Source organism: Nocardiopsis baichengensis YIM 90130 (genome assembly GCF_000341205.1).
GTDB classification, from domain to species: Bacteria; Actinomycetota; Actinomycetes; order Streptosporangiales; family Streptosporangiaceae; genus Nocardiopsis_A; species Nocardiopsis_A halophila.
In genome coordinates, this window is record NZ_ANAS01000001.1 from 99,122 (window position 1) to 116,223 (window position 17,102).

Genomic DNA, 17,102 nt, shown 5'->3' on the forward strand with positions numbered 1-17,102 from the left:
GCGTCCCGGGGCAACCCGGCCTTGTGGGCCGGGCGGATGTCCACCGGACGATCGGTAAACAGTTGGCGACTATAAGCGAATCCTCCGCTGAGCAACACGGTTGTTGCACAACGTGCCTAGCTGAGGCGCGGCTCGTGATACATCGGAACAGCGGACGGCGCGCGTTCGGGCGCACCGGTCCAACTCGGCGATCGGCTTTTAGCTGCGCCTTATCTCCTCAGGTCAGGCCGGTCGCAATGGGCCCCATAAAAGGCGACGGGGGGCATATCCAGGGGGGTTTCCTGGCCGGATCAGGCCAATCGCTGTATACGGAGTGCAATCAACCGGGTACCCCGGTGGCGCTGTGCGGACCTCGTGCGGACCTCGTGCGGACCTTCGGCCCTGCCGACCGGCCGGGGCCGGCGCGGGCGCGCCTCGATAGGCTCGTGCGCCGTGGGCACCAAGCACAGGCGGCTCCCCCGGGAGGTCCGCGAGCAGCAGATGATCGACGCGGCCATCCGCGTCTTCTCCCGCCGGGGCTACCACAGCGCCGGCGTGGAGGAGATCGCGGAGGAGGCGGGCATCTCCAAGCCGATGGTCTACATCTACCTCGGCTCCAAGGAGGGCGTCTTCACCGCGTGCATCCGCCGCGAGGCCGACCGGCTGGTGGAGGCGGTCCGCGCCGGCGTCTCCGGCCGCGCGGCCCCCGAGGAGGGCCTGTGGGCGGGGCTGCGGGCGTTCTTCCAGTTCGTCGCCGACAACAGGGAGAGCTGGGTGGTCCTCTACCAGCAGGCCCGGACCCAGGGCGAGCCCTTCTCCCGCGAGGTCTTCCAGGCGCGCTGCCGGGTGATGGAGGAGATCACCTCCCTGGTGGTCACGGGCACCGCCGCCCCGGACGGCGGGCGCCTGGTCTCCCAGAAGGACGCCGAGGTCCTGGCCCACCTCGCCGCAGGCGCCGCCGACGCCCTGACCGACTGGCTCCTCCAACACCCCGAGGAGACCCCCGAGACCCTGACCGAACGCATCGTCTCCCTGGCCCTGGCCGGAGCGGAGCGGTACACCGGATCGGGAAGGCCTTAGTACTGCAACGACAGGTCGGTCGGGGACCCGGCGGACACCCCCGCGGGCAGGCCCGTTGTTGATCTCGGGGAAGTCGGCCTTGTACCGGCCGGTACAAGGCCGACTTCCCCGAGATCAACAACGGAGAGGGCGCAAGCCGCACCACGGCGCCGGACACGGACACGACCCAGCGCCCCTGCGGACCGCCGCCCGCCAGGCGGGCCGGAGCGGGGTACCTGCTACTCCGTATTAGCCCGTCGCCTGGCCCGCGCGTGTCACGGCGAACCACATCCGCATCCTCTGTTCGGGGTCGGACAGGTCGATGCCCAGGTCCCTCTCGATCCTTCCGATCCTGTAGCGCACGCTGTTCCTGTGGGCGCCCAGGTCGGCGGCGGTCCTGTCCCAGTTGCCGTTCCGGGCCAGCCATGCACGCAGGGTCCCGCGCAGCATGCGCGCGCTCTCGGTCTCGGCCGCCAGCGGCCCCAGCAGGCCCACCGCCGCCCGTTCCGCCGCCGCCGGGTCGATGACGGCCTCGAACGGGTCCTCCCCGCCCTGCGCCACCAGCGGGCGGGCCGCAGCGCGCGCCCGCACCAGCAGTGCGGCCGCCTCCCGGTCGGCCTCGGGCAGCTCCTGCACCGGGACCGGCCTGCTCAGCGCCCCCAGCCACCCCCGGCGGTACAGGTCGTCCAGCGCGTCGGCGTGCGCCCGGGCGTCCCCGAGGTCGGCCGCCACCGCCCGCACCGGCCCCCGGCCGCCCGGCGTCCCCGGGTCCGCGACCTCGGTCCCCAGGGCGGCCGCCGCGTCCGCCGCCGAGGGCGCGGGACCCCGCCCGGCGCGCACCGCGTGCAGCACCCGGTAGCCGCCCTCCGGGGCTGCGTCGTCGGTGCCGCCGGCGCCGCCGGCGCCGTTCTCCGCCGCCCGGCCGGCCAGCGGGGCGAGCATCGGCCCCAGCCCCGGCGCCCCCTGCCCGTCCAGCAGCAGCCGGCACAGCAGGGGGCCGGGCGCCGCCGAGGCCGTCCCGCGCGAGAGCAGCCCCAGCAGCGCCACCGCCGTGCCCAGGACCGCCCGCTCGGCCATGTCCAGCGCCTCGGGGCGCCCCAGCACCAGCACGCCCTGTTCGCGCGGCGGCTCGCCCACCGCGTGCAGGAACACCTCGTCACCGCCGAGCACCGCCTTGGCGCTGCGTGGGCCCCGCGGGCGGCGCAGCCGCCCGGCCAGCTCGGCCACCTCGGCGCCCAGCTCCCCGGGGGGCGAGGCGGCGCCCAGCCGCGCGCCGGCCCCCGGCCCGTCCAGCAGCACCGCCCAGCAGTCCAGCGCGCCGGCCAGCGTGGACAGCACCCGCTCGGCGGGGGCGGCCGCGGTCACCGACCGCACCAGCGCCCGGTGCGCCTCGCTCACCCGGCGCACGGCCTCGACGCGTCCCTCCTCCACCAGCGCGCCGACCGCGCGCCCCACCGCCACGAACGGCGTGGTGCGGGCCACCTCCACCAGCGCCAGCCCGTGCGCGGCGCACCGCTCCACCAGGCCGCCCGGGACCTCGTCGAAGACCGGGGTCACCCCGAACCCCAGCGCGCCCGCGCCGACCCGCACCAGTCCGGAGACGTACTCCTCCAGGTCGGCGGGGTCGGTGGACATGTTCACCCCGGCGGTCAGCACCAGCTCCCCGCCGATCAGGTAGGGGGCCGGGTCGCGCAGCTCGCTCACCGCGGCCCAGCGCACCGACGGCGGTTCCCCCTCGGGCAGCACCACGGCGCGCAGCCCCAGGTCGCGCCGGTCCAGCAGGCTCTTGAGCGGCACGCTCCCGTCACCGTGCACCGGCCCCCCTCTCCGTCCGCCCGCTCCCCGGGCGCGTGTTTCCCGCAGGTCACCGACGAGGGGCCGGGGGAGGGGGAACGAGACCGAACGACCAGGGAATAGGGACCGGACTGTACGGAACATCCAGTTACGGGCCAGCTTATGCGGCCTTAACGTGCAGGAATCCGGTGATCCGCGTCTCGGACCCCCGTAGGCCAGGACACTCCCCCGTTCGAGGAGCCCCCATGACGATCGACCTCGCGGTGATCGCGCTCTACCTGTCGGGCATGGTCGCCCTCGGCTGGTGGGGCATGCGCCGCACCCGCGACCGCTCCGACTACCTGGTCGCGGGCCGCAGGCTGGGCCCGTTCATGTACGCGGGCACCATGGCCGCCGTCGTCCTGGGCGGCGCCTCCACCATCGGCGGCGTCGGCCTGGGCTACACCTACGGCCTGTCCGGCGCCTGGATGGTCGGCGCGATCGGCGCCGGCATCATCGCGCTGCACGCCTTCTTCGCGCGCCGCATCTCCCGCCTGCGGGTCTACACCGTGGCCCAGATGCTCGACCTGCGCTACGGCGGCAACTCCCGCGCGGTGTCCGGCCTGGTCATGTGGGGCTACACCTTCATGCTCACGGTGCCCTCGACCCTGGCCTTCTCCACGGTGTTCAGCGGGCTGTTCGACATGCACCGCGCCGTCGCCGTCGTCCTGGGCGGCGCGATCGTGGTCACCTACTCGGCCCTGGGCGGAATGTGGTCGGTGACGCTGACCGACATGGCCCAGTTCCTCATCAAGACCTTCGGCCTGCTGCTGGTCCTGACCCCCGTGGCCGTCTGGCACGCCGGCGGGTTCTCCGGGATGCGCGAATCGCTGGGACCCGACCACTTCGCGCCGTTCACCATCGGCGGCGGCACGATCCTCACCTACTTCCTCATCTACTCCCTGGGCATCCTCATCGGCCAGGACATCTGGCAGCGGGTCTTCACCGGCCGCAACGACGCCACCGTCACCGGCGGCGGGCTGGGCGCCGGGATCTACTGCCTGGTCTACGCCGTGGCCGGCGCGCTCATCGGCACCGCCGCGGCGGTGCTCTTCCCCGGCCTGGACAACCCCGACGACGCCTTCTCCGTCATCGTCGCCGACACCCTGCCGACGGGCCTGGCCGGGCTGGTGCTGGCCGCCGCCCTCTCGGCGGTCATGTCCACCGCCAGCGGCGCCCTGATCGCCTGCTCGGCGGTGACCTCCACCGACCTGATGCCCGAGGTGCGGCGGCTGTGGCGGCGCGGCACGGGCGGCGGGAACGACACCGGCGGCGAGAACGGCCAGGACGCCGGCGGCGGGCGCGACGGGGTCGCCTCCAACCGCATCACCACGCTGGTGCTGGGCGCGGGCACCATCGGGGTCTCCCTGCTCGTGGACGACGTGGTCGCCGGGCTGACCGTCGCCTACAACATCCTGGTCGGCGGCCTGCTCGTGGCCGTCCTCGGCGGGCTGGTGTGGAAGCGCGGCACCCGCGCCGGGGCCCTGGCCTCCATGCTCACCGGATCGGTCACCGTCGTCGCCACGATGGCCGCCGAGGGGATGCTCGCCAACGAGCCCATCTACTACGGCCTGGGCGCCGCGCTGATCGCCTACGTCGCGGTCAGCCTCGCCACCAGGCCCACCGACCCCGCCGTCCTGGCCGCCTGGCAGCGCCGCGTCCGCGGCGGGGCCGGGCCCGGGGACGGCGCGGACGCCGGGGCGGACGCGCACGAGCGGCCCGCCCCCGGCCCCGGCGACCGGACGAGCCCGGCCGCCGCACAGGAGGGGGCGGGCTGACCCGGCCCGCCCCTCCCGCGCTCCACCGACAGCGAACCCGACACCAGGAAGGCCTTCCACGATGTCCGCACCGATCGGCCCCACCGACTCCAGCCGCGTCCCCCGGTTCGCCGGGCCGGCGACCTTCGCCCGCCTGCCCCGGCTGGACCAGGTCGACCACGCCGGCATCGCGGTGGTGGGGGTGCCCTTCGACACGGGCGTCTCCTACCGGCCAGGCGCGCGGTTCGGCCCCGCCTCCATCCGCGAGGCCAGCCGCCTGCTGCGCCCCTACAACCCCGGACTCGACGTGTCGCCCTTCGCCGAGGTGCAGGTGGCCGACGGCGGCGACATCGCGGTCAACCCCTACTCCGTCGGCGACGCGGTGGAGACCCTCCAGGAGGCCGCCACCGGGTTCCTCCAGGCCGGGACCCGCATGGTCACCCTGGGCGGCGACCACACCATCGCCCTGCCGCTGCTGCGCGCGCTGCACGCTCAGCGCGGCCCGATCGCGATGGTGCACTTCGACGCCCACCTGGACACCTGGGACACCTATTTCGGCGAGCCCTACACCCACGGCACCCCCTTCCGCCGGGCCGTGGAGGAGGGCATCCTCGACACCGAGGCCATCTGCCACGTGGGCACCCGCGGCCCCCTCTACGGCAAGAAGGACCTGGAGGACGACCGCCGGTTCGGCTTCGGTATCGTCACCGCCGCCGACGTGATGCGCAAGGGCGTCGACGAGATCTCCGACGCGCTCCGGCAGCGGGTGGGGAACCGGCCGCTGTACGTGTCGGTCGACATCGACGTGCTCGACCCCGCGCACGCCCCGGGCACCGGCACCCCCGAGGCGGGCGGGATGACCAGCCGCGAACTGCTGGAGATCCTGCGCGGCCTGGGCTCGTGCAACCTGGTCGGCGCCGACGTCGTCGAGGTCGCCCCGGCCTACGACCACGCCCAGATCACCGCCACCGCCGCCAGCCACGTCGCCTACGACCTGGTCAGCGTCCTGGCCCTGAACAAGGGCTGAGCGGCCGCCGCGGCGCCGCCCCTCCCGTCCGCTCCCTGCGGGGCGGCGCCGCGGCCCCGAAAGCACCCAGCCGTCCACCCGAGCCGAACCGCACCGGACCGCACTGAACCGCACCGAAAGGCCGTGCCCCGTGACCCGACCCCGCAACGGCGGCGATGTCGCCGTCGAGACGCTGATCGCCCTAGGGGCCCACACCGCGTTCGGCATCCCCGGCCAGCACGCGCTCGGACTGTTCGACGCCCTGCACGCCCGGCCCGAGGTGCGGTTCGTCTCCAGCAGGGTGGATAACAACGCCGCGTTCGCCGCCGACGGGCACGCGCGCCTGACGGGGGAGGTCACGCCCCTGCTGGTGTCGACCGGGCCCGGGGCCCTGCTCACCCTGGCCTCCCTCCAGGAGGCGGCGGCCGCGTCGGCGCCGGTGCTGTGCATCAGCAGCCAGATCCCCTCCGAGGGGTTGGGCGGCGCGCGGCGCGGGTTCCTGCACGAGCTGCCCGACCAGTCGGCCGCGGCCCGAGGGGTCGTCAAGTCCGTGCACACGGTGCGCCATGCGTCGCAGATCCCTTCGGCCATCGCCGAGGCCTGGCGCAGCGCCGCGTCGGGGCCCGCAGGGCCCACCTGGGTGGAAATCCCTCAGGACGTCCTTCTCGGCCCGGCCGGGCTGCCCGCGGTCGCCGACGTCGACGGCGCCCCGGAGCCCCTGCGCCCCCGGGCCGAGCTGGTGGAGGAGGCGGTGCGCCTGCTCGACGGGGCGGAGCGGCCCGTCGTCCTCGCAGGAGGCGGTGTGTCCCGGGCCGGGGCGCAGGACGCGCTGCTGCGCCTGGCCGAGCACGTGCAGGCGCCGGTCGCCTGCACCTTCGGCGGCAAGGACGCCTTCCCCTGGGAGCACCCGCTCTCCCTGCAGTCCTGGCTGGAGGACCGCCACACCACCGACTACCTGGAGCAGGCCGACGTCCTCCTCGTCGTCGGCTCCGGCCTGGGTGAGCTGTCCAGCAACTACCACACGATGCGCCCCAAGGGCCGTGTCATCCAGATCGAGGCCGACCTGGGCAAGCTGGAGGCCAACGGCACCGCGCTCGGCCTCCACGCCGATGCGGCCGCCGCCTTGGAGGCGATCTCGGCGCGCCTCAGGCCTCGGGAGGGCTCGGAACGCGCTGAGCGCCGGGAGCGCGCCGAGCGGGAGACCGCCCAGGTCAAGCGCAAGGTGGCCGAGCGCCTGGCAGGACAGGACCTGGAGACCGAGATCCGCGTCCTCCAGGCCGTGCGCGAGGCGCTGCCCGACGGTGCCCCCAGCTACTGGGACATGACGGTCCTCGGCTACTGGGCCTGGTCGGCCTGGGACCCGAGGGGCGGCGCGATGCACAGCGCCCAGGGCACCGGCGGCCTCGGCTACGGCCTGCCCGCCGCGCTGGGAGCGGCCGCGGCCCACGACGGGCCCGTGCTCGCGGTCTCCGGCGACGGCGGCGCGATGTACGGCATCGCCGAGCTGGCCACCGCCCGCCAGCACGACCTGGACGTCACCTGGCTGATCGTCGACGACGGCGGCTACGGCATCCTCCGCGAGTACATGAACGGCGCCTTCGGCCGCGCCTCCCACACCGAACTGGCCCGCCCCGATTTCGCCGCGCTCGCCGGGTCCTTCGGGGTGCCCGCGGTGCTCTCCAGCGTCGAACGGCTCGGCGACGACCTGGCCGCCGCTCTGGCCGCCCCCGGCCCGAGCGTCGTCGTCCTGCCCGCCGTGCTGCGCATGTTCGCCCCCACCTACCTGGACTGACCGGCCGGTGGAGCGCACCCGTTCGACGATGAACCGAAGAAGAGAGGCGACCGACCCGATGCGCACTCGTGAGTTCGACACCCTGCCGGCCTTCATCGCGGGGGACTTCGTCCCCGCCGCCGACGGCCGCACCCTGGAGCTGACCGACCCGGTCACCGAAGCGCGCGCGGGGCAGGCGGTCGTGTGCGGCGCCCCGGAGGCGGAGGCCGCGATGGAGGCGGCCCAGGGCGCGTTCCGCACCTGGCGCAGGGCCTCCCCGGCCCAGCGCCAGGACGCCCTGCTCGCCATCGCCGACGCCCTGCGTGAGCGGGCCGGTGAGTTCGCCGACGCCGAATGCCGCGAGACCGGCAAGCCCCGCTCCTCCATGCTGGAGGAGGAGATCCCGATGTGCGTGGACAACCTGCGCTTCTTCGCCGGGGCCGCCCGGCACCTTGAAGGGCGCTCGGCCGCCGAGTACATGGAGGGCTGCACCTCCTGGATCCGGCGCGAGCCGGTCGGGGTGTGCGCGCAGATCACGCCGTGGAACTACCCGCTGATGATGGCGGTCTGGAAGATCGCCCCCGCCCTCGCGGCGGGCAACACCGTCGTGCTCAAGCCGGCCGAGAGCACGCCGACCACGACCGTGATGCTCGCCGAGATCGCCGCCCCCCGCCTTCCCCAGGGCGCGCTCAACGTCCTGCCCGGGGACCGCGACACCGGGCGGCTCGTGGTCGAGCACCGCGTCCCGCAGCTCGTCTCGCTCACCGGATCCACGCGCGCGGGCGTCCAGGTCGCCAAGTCCGCCTCCGAGGACCTGAAACGCCCGCACCTCGAGCTCGGGGGCAACGCCCCCTCCGTGGTCTTCGAGGACGCCGACATCCCCGCGGCCGTGCAGGGCATCCTGGCGGGCGGGATGCTCAACGCCGGGCAGGACTGCACCGCCGCCAGCCGGGTCATCGTCCACGAGCCGATCCGCGAGGCCTTCACCGCCGAACTCGTAGCGCGCGCGTCGGAGCAGCGCACCGGCCGCCCGGCCACCGAGGAGTCCGACTTCGGACCGCTCAACAACGCCGACCAGTTCGGCCGGGTCCTCGGGCTCCTGGAGCGCCTCCCCTCGCACGCCAAGGTGGAGACGGGCGGCACCCGGGCGGGGGAGCGCGGCTACTTCATCGCGCCCACCGTCGTCTCGGGCCTGCGCCAGGACGACGAGATCGTGCGCGAGGAGATCTTCGGGCCGGTCCTGACCGTGCAGTCCTTCACCACCGAGGAGGAGGCCGTCGAACTGGCCAACGGGGTCGAGCAGGGGCTGGCGTCGTCGGTGTGGACCCGGGACCACGCCCGCGCGCTGCGCATGAGCGGCGAGCTGGACTTCGGCGCCGTCTGGGTCAACACCCACGGCGGCCTCGCATCGGAGATGCCGCACGGCGGGTTCAAGGGCTCGGGCTACGGCAAGGACCTGTCGGCCTACAGCCTGGAGGACTACACGCGGGTCAAGCACGTGATGAGCGCCCTGGCCTGACAGGGCGGGGCCGGGCGGCGGTCAGCCGCCCGGCCCCTGCCCGGGGTCCTGCCCCGAATCCTGCTCCCGGGGCTCGACCGGCCCCACCACGTGCCAGAGCAGGGGGACCTCGCCCGGCCCGTCCTCGGACGAGTCGACCGGCTGGCGGTCCGGAGGAGCCTCGTCGAGCGGGCGCTCCAGCAGGACCTCCACCGCGAAGCCGGCCTGCGGCCCGCCGCTGATGCCCACGCCCCGCACCCGCGGGTCGTCGCCCAGCCACCGGCGGACGAGCCGCTTGGCCAGCCTCGCCTGGCGCAGCGTCGTCACGGCGCGGCCAGCCGGGCGCCGAACGCCTCCAGCACCGCGCAGATCGGGTTGGCGTAGGTCAGCCCGGTGCCGTCGGGGCCGCCGAAGCGGCTGCCGGCGAACAGCAGGCCGACCGCCTCGCGCTCCTCGCCGGTCCAGATCAGCGACCCGGAGTCGCCGCCGGCGCTGAACGGGCCGCCGTCGCCGGAGACCTCCAGCTGGTCGTCGAAGACCAGCGTGCCGCCGGGGAAGGCCACGCGCAGCCCGTCCACCTCGAAGGCGGTGATCCGCCCGCGGGTGTGCCCGGTCGTGCGCCCCACCTTCTCCACGGCCCTCGCGCCCCCGGGCTCCGGGGCGGCCCCGGTGACGGGGCCTCCCGGGTAGCGGCCGGGGTCGTGCCCGGCCCGGTCGTCGACCCGCGCGATCGCGGCGTCCACCACGTTCGCCCGCACGTCGCTCAGCTCGCTCATCGCGGCGAGCTCGCCGACGCGGTCGCAGTCCTCGCGGCCGCCGTCGGCGACGCCGGGCTGCAGCGCCGGGTCGCCGATGCTCGCCCGGCCGGTGTTCCCGAGCACGTGGTTGTTGGACAGCGCGTAGAGCGCGCCGTCGACCTCGACGAACGCCCCGAGCGTGCCGGCGGTGACCTCCGGGTGGCCGACCGAGCAGCCGGGGACCAGCGGCCGGAGCGGCTTGCGCAGGGCGTCCGGGGCGAAGGGGGACAGGGCCTGGACCTCGCCCACCTCCACGACGTCGACCTCGCCGCGGGCCTCATCGGAGATCCGTGCGAGCAGGTCGCTCACGGGTGCGCTCTCCCGCACCCGCACCGCCAGCCTGAACCGGCCCTGCTGGGGCTCACCGATCCCCAGGGCGAGGGTGGGGGCGGCGGCGTCGGCGGGGGCGACCATCCGGCCGCGCAGTCTGTTCTTGAGTTCTCGGCAGGAATCCAGGTGCATGGCGTCTCCGGGGGGAGGGGAGGGGCCGCTCGGCAGGCATGTACGGACGGCTCACATTCGAATACGGACAGTAGTTGTGCAGGTGCGGGGCGCGCCGGTCGGAACACCGCCCATACCCTGGGGAAAGGCGTTCCGCGGTGCGTCCTACCTGCGGTTGTACCCCGGCCGCGCCGGATCTCCCGTCCTAGCGCGAAGAACGCGCGGGATCCGGCCCCCCGTCGGCCGCCTCACCGGTCGGGCGGCGCGCCCACAGGGTCGCCGCCAGGGCCCCGGACATGTTGTGCCACACCGAGAACAGGGCGCCCGGAAGCGCGGCGAGCGGGGCGAAGTGGGCCGCCGCCAGCGCCGAGGCCAGCCCCGAGTTCTGCATGCCGACCTCGATGGCCACCGCGCGGCGCGCCGACTCCGGCAGGCCCGTGGCGCGCCCCACGCCGTACCCCAGCGCCAGGCCGCACAGGTTGTGCAGCACCACCGCGGCGCCCAGCAGCAGGCCGGTGGAGGCGACCGCGTCGGCGTTGGCGCCGACCACCGCGGCAACCACGACCACGATGCCGCCCACCGAGACCAGCGGCAGCAGCGGCAGCACCCGGGCCACCAGGCGGCCGGCCAGCGCGCGCAGGGCCAGGCCCATCAGCACCGGGACCAGGACGACCTCCAGGATCGACACGAACAGATCACCCGCGTCCACCGGCAGCGTCGACCCGGCCAGCCCCAGCACCAGCAGCGGCGTGACCAGGGGCGCCAGCAGCGTGGACAGCGAGGTCATGGCCACCGACAGGGCCACGTCGCCGCGGGCCAGGTAGACGATGACGTTGGAGGCCGTCCCGCCGGGCGAGGCGCCGACCAGCACCATCCCCACCACCAGCAGCGGCTCCAGGCCGAACAGGTGGGCGATGCCCCAGCCCAGCAGCGGCATCACCACGAACTGGGCGGCCACCCCCAGCAGCACCGCCTTGGGGTGCTTGGCGACGATCGTGAAGTCCACCGGCCGCATCGTCAGGCCCATCCCGAACATGATCACGCCCAGCAGCAGAGCGATGTGCGGGGCCAGCGCGGCGGAGCGCTCCGGCAGCAGCATCCCGGCGACCGCTCCGGCCAGGACCAGCAGGGCGAACCAGCGCCCCACGAACGAGGCGATGCGCTCCAAGAACGCCATGGTCCGCTCACTCCCTCACCGCATCCGGGGCATCCGCGCCGCTCCGGGCGCGTCCGACCCGCGGAATTCTACGGCGGCGCCGCCGGCCGGAACCGGGCGGGGCGCCGGCGGTGCAGGGCGGGGGTGGCAGAGTGGGGGCGACGGCAGGGGCCCGACGGCTGCGGAAGGGACGGTGGTGCCACCGTGCACGCGCTCATTATCGGGGGCGGCATCGCAGGGCTCGCGTCCGCACTGGCACTGGAGCGGGTCGGGGTCCTTGCCACGGTCCACGAGGCGCACCCGCGCAGCGGCGAGGACATCGGGGCGTTCCTGACCATCGCGGGCAACGGCATGCGCTCCCTGGACCGGTTGGGGGCGGCCGAGGCGGTGGCCGAGACCGGGTTCGCGCTCACCGACCTGCGCTCGGCGACGCCGGACGGGCAGGTGCAGGCCGATCGGCGCTTGGACGCGCCGGGGGACCCGCTCAGCCGGTTCCGCTGCCTGCGCAGGGCGGACCTGCGGCGTGCGCTGCACGACGAGGCGGTGCGGCGCGGGATCACCGTCCGCCAAGGGGAGCGCTTCATCTCCGCACGCCACGACGGTCAGGGGAGCGTCTCGGCCGTGTTCTCCGGCGGCGGCGAGGCCTCGGGCGACGTACTGGTGGGTGCCGACGGGCTCGGCTCGTCCGTGCGGTCCTACGTCGACCCCGGCAGAGGGGGCGCGGCCGGCATCCGCTACGCCGGACAGAACATCTTCTACGGCTACACGCGCGACCATGAGCCGCCGCACGCGCGCGGCAGGATCGACATGATCCGGGGCCAGGGCTGGTTCTTCGGCTACACCGTCTCCCCGGAAGGCGAGGTGTTCTGGTTCGCCCGCCTGAGCGCCCCGGAACTGACGCGTGAGGAGCTCTCCTCCCCTGCCCCCGGGGCCTGGGAGCGCCGACTGATGCCGGCCTTGGGGGACGCACCCGTCCCCGCGCGCATCGTGGAGGCGACGGGGGAGCGGGTGATGGCGACCAACGCCCACGACATCGCGCCGGGCGCCCCCTGGCGCAAGGGGGGCGCGCTGCTCATCGGGGACGCCGCGCACGCCGCCTCCCCGGCCACGGGGCAGGGCGCCTCCATGGCGGCCGAGGACGCCGTCGTGCTGGCCAAGGCGCTGCGGGACTGCGACGGGACGGAGGCGGCCCTGAACGCCTACGAGGAGGTGCGGCGAGGGCGGGCCGAGGAGAACGTCCGACGCAGCCGCGACATGAGCCTGGAGCGCCCGGTGGATCCGGTCGACCCGGAGACCGCTCGCCGGCGGGAGGAGGAGCTCTCCCGCGCGCTCGACTGGGACATCCCGCTCACCGCCCCCACCACGGGCTCCTGACCCCGCAGGCAGGGCGCGCACCTGGGCGTGTCACCCCGGGTGACACCCCTTGCGCGCCATAGGGTTCCCCTGCGTTCGGCGGAGGGGGAGACGTGGAAGAGGCGGGCGCTGAAGCCCTGGGCATCCTGCTCGTGATCCTGGTGGCGGCCTTCCTGGCGCCCTTGGTGAGCGACCAGCTCGCGCGCTGGGTGCTGATCCCGGCCACCGTCCTGGAGATCGTCTTCGGCATCGTCCTGGGGCCGGCGGTCCTCGGCGTCGTGCACGAGCACGAGGCCGTCGGGATGCTCGCCGACCTCGGACTGGCCCTGCTGATGTTCATGGCGGGGTACGAGATCGACTTCGCCCGGATCGCGGGGCGTCCGCTCAGGCGCGCGCTGCTGGCCTGGATCGTCTCGGTCGCTGTAGGACTGCTCCTGGCCGGGGCGGCGTTCGGGGCGTCGCAGACGGCGCTGATCGTCGGGCTGGCGCTGACCACCACGGCGCTGGGAACGGTGCTGCCCATCCTGCGCGATGCCGGGGCGCTCCAAGGCCCCTTCGGCACGCGCTTCCTGGCGTCGGGCACGGTGGGCGAGTTCGGGCCGATCGTGCTCATCGCCCTCCTGCTCAGCGGCTACCGCCCGCTGGAGGGCACCCTCCTGCTGCTCGGGTTCTTCGCACTGGCAGGGCTGGCGGCCTGGCGGGCCACCCGCCCGCCCTCGGAGCGGCTGGGACGGCTCCTCAGGGCCACGCTCGGCTCCAGCGCGCAGCTGGCGGTGCGGCTGTGCATGCTGCTGACCGTCCTGCTGGTCTGGGTGGCCGCGAGCATGCGGCTGGACGCGCTGCTGGGGGCGTTCGCCGCCGGGGTGATCGTGCGGCTCATGCTCACGACCAACCACCCCGAGGAGGCGGAGGAGGTCGAGTCGAAGATGGACGCGCTCGGCTTCGGGTTCCTCATCCCCCTGTTCTTCGTGATGACCGGCGTCCGCTTCGACCTGAGGGCGCTCCTGTCCGACCCGGTCGCCCTGCTGCTGGTCCCGGTGTTCCTGGCGGCCTTCCTGGTGGTGCGCGGAGGCCCGGACTACCTCCTGTCGAAGGGGGACCTGCCCGGAGGGCAGCGCGCGCCGCTGGCCCTGATGTCGGCGACGGCGCTACCCCTGGTGGTGGTCCTGACGGCCATCGGCCAGGAGACCGGGGCCCTCGACGGAGCGCTGTCCGCGTCCCTGGTGGGAGCCGCGATGCTCAGCGTGTTGGTGCTCCCCCAGGTCGGAGGGGTCCTGCTGCGCCGCGCGGCACGTGCGGAGAACGGAACCGCCCCGTCCCCAGGGGATTAGGGGACGAGAACGAGGGTGTCCTCAGCCGCCTCCTCCACGGCACCACGGGTGAAGGGCATCGGAACGGTCTCCCCGGTCGCCCACGCCTCGGTCTGGGAACCGCGGTCCGGGTGGAAGGCGTGCCCGGAGGGACCGGTCAGGTCGATCCAGCGTGCGGCGTCCAGGTCGTCCATGTCCACGGCCATGCGCATGGACGGCACCCACGTCACCTCATAGCCCTCGGCATGGTCCCAGCCCGTGGCGTTGACGGTGCTGGAGCCTCCGGACGTCTGGACCGGGCTGCCGTTGAAGATCCACTCGACCGGGCCGATGCCCGACGTGCCCAGGGACGGGTGTGTGGGGGTGAGAGTGTGCATCTCGCCCCAGCGCCACCCGGACGGGTCGTCGCCGAAGCGCTCCGACAGCTCGTCGGCGGCCTGCTCCATGGCCGCGGCGAGGACCGCGTCCCGGCCGCTCACCTCTTCGCCCTGCCACCAGTGGGAGTCCGGGTCCTCAAGGAGCCGCGAGACCACCAGCCAGCCGCGCGACGACCCGCCCATCGGATACTCCTCGGGGAGCTCGTCGAAGGTCAGGTCGAGTAGGCGGGGCCACACGGCGTTGTAGAACGCCGCTCCGGCCGAGTCGGCGTCCTGGTCCATGTCCCAGTCGGCCAGGACCTCTTGGGCCCGGGCCGCGGGGCCGTCGACGTCCGCCTCCAGCAGGAACGGCACGACGTCGCGTGCGCCCAGGTGGGCGGTGTCCATCTGCAGGCGGATCATGTCCTCGGCGGTGAGTCCGTCACCGGCGTCGATCTCCTCCTGCAGGAGTTCGTGAATGCGGGCCGCCCTGTAGCCGTGGTCCCAGTCCTCGGTGAGGAAGTGCGGGTAGTCGGAACCGACGGCGGCCTGGTTGGCGGTGACGATGACGCCTGAGTCGGGATTGCGCACCGACGGCAGGTCCTCGAAGTCGAGGTAACCCTCCCAGTCATAGGAGGAGTCCCAGCCGGGGGCCGGCCAGCGGCCGTCGCTCTTGCCGCGTACCGGGACGGTGCCCGGGGCCTGGTAGCCGATGGTGCCTTCGGTGTCGGCGTAGATGAGGTTCTGCGCGGGGACCTCGAAGGAGCGCGCGGCGTCGCGGAACTCCTCGAAGTCCGAGGCCGTGGACATGGAAAAGATCGCGTCGGCCGTCGTGCCGGGGGTCAGCGCCGTCCAGGCCAGTGAGACCGCGTACCCGCCGTCCTCAGGCTCTCCACCCGTCCGCTCGACCGGCTCCCCGTCGGTGTCGACCGGCGGGGCCTCGCCGAACCCGCGCAGGTCGAGGGCGGCCTCGGCGTCGGAGAGCACGGGACCGTGGCGGGTGGAGCGGACGGTGAACTCGACCGGCTCGCCGTCGGCCACCCGCACGGTCTCCTCGCGGGTGTCCAGCGGCTCGGGCTCTCCGTCGACGATGGCGGCGCCGTCCTCGATCCGCTCCAGGTACAGGTCGGCCACGTCGGGGCCGAGGTTGGTGAAGCCCCAGGAGACGTCGGCATTGTGCCCGATGACGACGCCGGGCAGCCCGGCGAAGGAGAAGCCGGTGACGTCGAAGGGGCACGCCTCGCCGGGATCGGTGCAGTGCAGGCCGGTCTGGTACCAGATGGAGGGCATCTGCGGGCCCAGGTGGGGGTCGTTGGCCAGGACGGGCAGGCCCGAGGCGGTGTGCTCGCCGGAGACCACCCAGGAGTTGGACCCCAGGTCGGGGCCTTCGGGACCGAGGAGGGAGGGGACCGAGTCCAGCCCCGCGCCGACCTCCTGGAGGACGGGGGCGGCCGGGGCCGGCGCGTCGTCCGCCGGCGCCTCCTCAGGGCCTTCCTCATCCCCCTTCCCGTCCTCCTCCTGCACGATCGTGGGGTGCTCCTCCTCCGGGAAGTCCGGGTACAGCTCCTCGACCTGCTCCCGGTCGAGCCCGGAGGCCAGCAGGGAGGCGCGCTCGATCTCGTCCTCCATGTTGCCGCGCAGGTCCCAGGCCATGGCCTTGAGCCAGGCGAGGCTGTCGGTCGGGGTCCACTCCTCGACCTCGTGGTCCGGCGCGAGGAACGCGAGCACGGAGAACTCCAGTCCCAGCTCACCGCCGTCGCGCTCGTCCAGGTAGGCGTTGACGCCCTCGGCATAGGCGTCGAGGTAGGCCCGCGTCTCGGGCTCGAGCAGCTCGTACTCCTGCTCGGCGACGTGGCGCCACCCCATGGTGCGCAGGTAGACGTCGGTCTCCACCTGTTCCTCACCGAACATCTCCGCCAGGCGTCCGGAGGTCGTCATCCGGTTGAAGTGCATCTGCCAGAACCGGTCCTGGGCGTGGACGAAGCCCTGGGCCTCGAACAGGTCCTCGGCCGAGTTCGCGTAGATCTGCGGGATCCCGCTCCGATCGCGGTACACCGTGACCTCGCTCTCCAGCCCCGGCACCGCGATCTCCCCGTCCACCTGCGGAAACGCACGCTGAACAGTCCAGAACCCGACCCCGGCCGCCACCAGCACGAGCACGAGGACCACGGACAGGGGGATGAGGACCCATCGTTTGACGGGCCGTGTGATACGCACCATATGTGCAATATAGACCGACCAGTTGGGAGGACGGCACGCCGGGGGTGATCATGGGCCCCGGCCGCGTCGCTGCCGGTCGGCCTCGGCGGCAGAGGGTTATACGTGCGCCGGCTGCGGCCAGCGCTCCGAGGGGCAAGGTGGCGCCCTGGTGTGAGAGGAAAAGGCGGGGCGGCCGTTCGGATGTGGCTGTAGAAGGCGAAGGTCGAATTTATTGTCGACGACGCTGATACGGTTTCAGGGGGTGTATTCCTCTCGTTGGTCTGGCGCGATCCGTTCCCTGTATTTTGAATCAGGTCTCGGTTTGGAAGGAGGTCTCGACCGACTTTACAGGGAATGGTTGAGTGATCTTCTTGTGCTGTGAGGATGGTCGCGTCGAAATCGCTTCGCCGATGGTTTCAGTGATTTTCTGGGCGAGGTGTACGGGGCCTTGTTGTGAATGTTCCCAAATTATCCGCGAATCCGACTTGGCGAGAGCTCTGGTGATGGCGCTCGAGGGGCGGGCGGCTCCGGAAGAGCGGCGCGCCGGGGCAGGACGGGCCAGACGACGTCGTCGATTGCCAACCACG

12 protein-coding genes are annotated in these 17,102 nt (G+C 73.5%); 7 read left to right on the forward strand and 5 right to left on the reverse strand.

All coding sequences use genetic code 11. The features are described 5' to 3' along the window. Positions 1 to 432: 432 nt before the first annotated feature. The gene (locus C892_RS0100450; RefSeq protein ID WP_017555547.1) at positions 433 to 1,059 is read left to right on the forward strand and encodes a TetR/AcrR family transcriptional regulator; all 627 of its coding nucleotides are present in this window, start codon (positions 433 to 435) and stop codon (positions 1,057 to 1,059) included. Between the two features lie 228 nt (positions 1,060 to 1,287). Here C892_RS0100450 and C892_RS0100455 read toward each other — a convergent pair whose 3' ends face one another. Then, the gene (locus tag C892_RS0100455; protein WP_017555548.1) at positions 1,288 to 2,853 is read right to left on the reverse strand and encodes a PucR family transcriptional regulator; all 1,566 of its coding nucleotides are present in this window, start codon (positions 2,851 to 2,853) and stop codon (positions 1,288 to 1,290) included. A gap of 224 nt (positions 2,854 to 3,077) precedes the next feature. Between C892_RS0100455 and C892_RS0100460 the strand changes: the two genes are divergently transcribed. The 4 genes from C892_RS0100460 to C892_RS0100475 all read left to right on the forward strand — a co-directional run bounded on the left by C892_RS0100460 (position 3,078) and on the right by C892_RS0100475 (position 8,924). Then, a complete protein-coding gene (locus C892_RS0100460) occupies positions 3,078 to 4,649 on the forward strand; it encodes a sodium:solute symporter family protein (protein WP_017555549.1) in 1,572 nt (523 codons plus the stop codon). Positions 4,650 to 4,710: 61 nt separating this feature from the next. Then, positions 4,711 to 5,655, forward strand: coding sequence for an agmatinase (gene speB / locus C892_RS0100465; RefSeq protein ID WP_017555550.1), 945 nt, complete (start codon positions 4,711 to 4,713; stop codon positions 5,653 to 5,655). Between the two features lie 130 nt (positions 5,656 to 5,785). Further along, on the forward strand, positions 5,786 to 7,426 hold the full coding sequence (locus C892_RS0100470) for a thiamine pyrophosphate-binding protein (RefSeq protein ID WP_017555551.1): 1,641 nt from the start codon (positions 5,786 to 5,788) through the stop codon (positions 7,424 to 7,426). A 58-nt stretch (positions 7,427 to 7,484) separates the two neighbouring features. After that, complete coding sequence (locus C892_RS0100475; RefSeq protein ID WP_017555552.1) at positions 7,485 to 8,924, forward strand: aminobutyraldehyde dehydrogenase; 1,440 nt, start codon at positions 7,485 to 7,487, stop codon at positions 8,922 to 8,924. Between the two features lie 21 nt (positions 8,925 to 8,945). Here C892_RS0100475 and C892_RS0100480 read toward each other — a convergent pair whose 3' ends face one another. The 3 genes from C892_RS0100480 to C892_RS0100490 all read right to left on the reverse strand — a co-directional run bounded on the left by C892_RS0100480 (position 8,946) and on the right by C892_RS0100490 (position 11,318). Beyond that, positions 8,946 to 9,230, reverse strand: a complete 285-nt coding sequence (locus tag C892_RS0100480; protein WP_017555553.1) for a hypothetical protein — start codon at positions 9,228 to 9,230, stop codon at positions 8,946 to 8,948. Then, positions 9,227 to 10,162 carry a chymotrypsin family serine protease gene (locus C892_RS0100485; RefSeq protein WP_017555554.1) on the reverse strand — a complete coding sequence of 312 codons (936 nt, stop codon included), beginning with the start codon at positions 10,160 to 10,162 and terminating at the stop codon, positions 9,227 to 9,229. The genes C892_RS0100480 and C892_RS0100485 overlap by 4 nt, the downstream gene beginning before the upstream one ends. Before the next feature lie 184 nt (positions 10,163 to 10,346). Then, on the reverse strand, positions 10,347 to 11,318 hold the full coding sequence (locus C892_RS0100490) for a bile acid:sodium symporter family protein (RefSeq protein ID WP_017555555.1): 972 nt from the start codon (positions 11,316 to 11,318) through the stop codon (positions 10,347 to 10,349). A 183-nt stretch (positions 11,319 to 11,501) separates the two neighbouring features. Between C892_RS0100490 and C892_RS0100495 the strand changes: the two genes are divergently transcribed. Further along, a complete protein-coding gene (locus C892_RS0100495; RefSeq protein ID WP_017555556.1) occupies positions 11,502 to 12,671 on the forward strand; it encodes an FAD-dependent oxidoreductase in 1,170 nt (389 codons plus the stop codon). A gap of 92 nt (positions 12,672 to 12,763) precedes the next feature. Next, positions 12,764 to 13,981 (forward strand): cation:proton antiporter, encoded by a 1,218-nt coding sequence (locus tag C892_RS0100500; RefSeq protein WP_017555557.1) that lies wholly within the window; start codon positions 12,764 to 12,766, stop codon positions 13,979 to 13,981. On the opposite strand, the gene C892_RS0100505 is transcribed toward C892_RS0100500, so the two are convergent. Further along, positions 13,978 to 16,536: a penicillin acylase family protein gene (locus tag C892_RS0100505; protein WP_051060456.1), complete on the reverse strand. Its 2,559-nt coding sequence runs from the start codon at positions 16,534 to 16,536 to the stop codon at positions 13,978 to 13,980. The two genes, C892_RS0100500 and C892_RS0100505, sit on opposite strands and share 4 nt — an antisense overlap. Positions 16,537 to 17,102 lie beyond the last annotated feature (566 nt).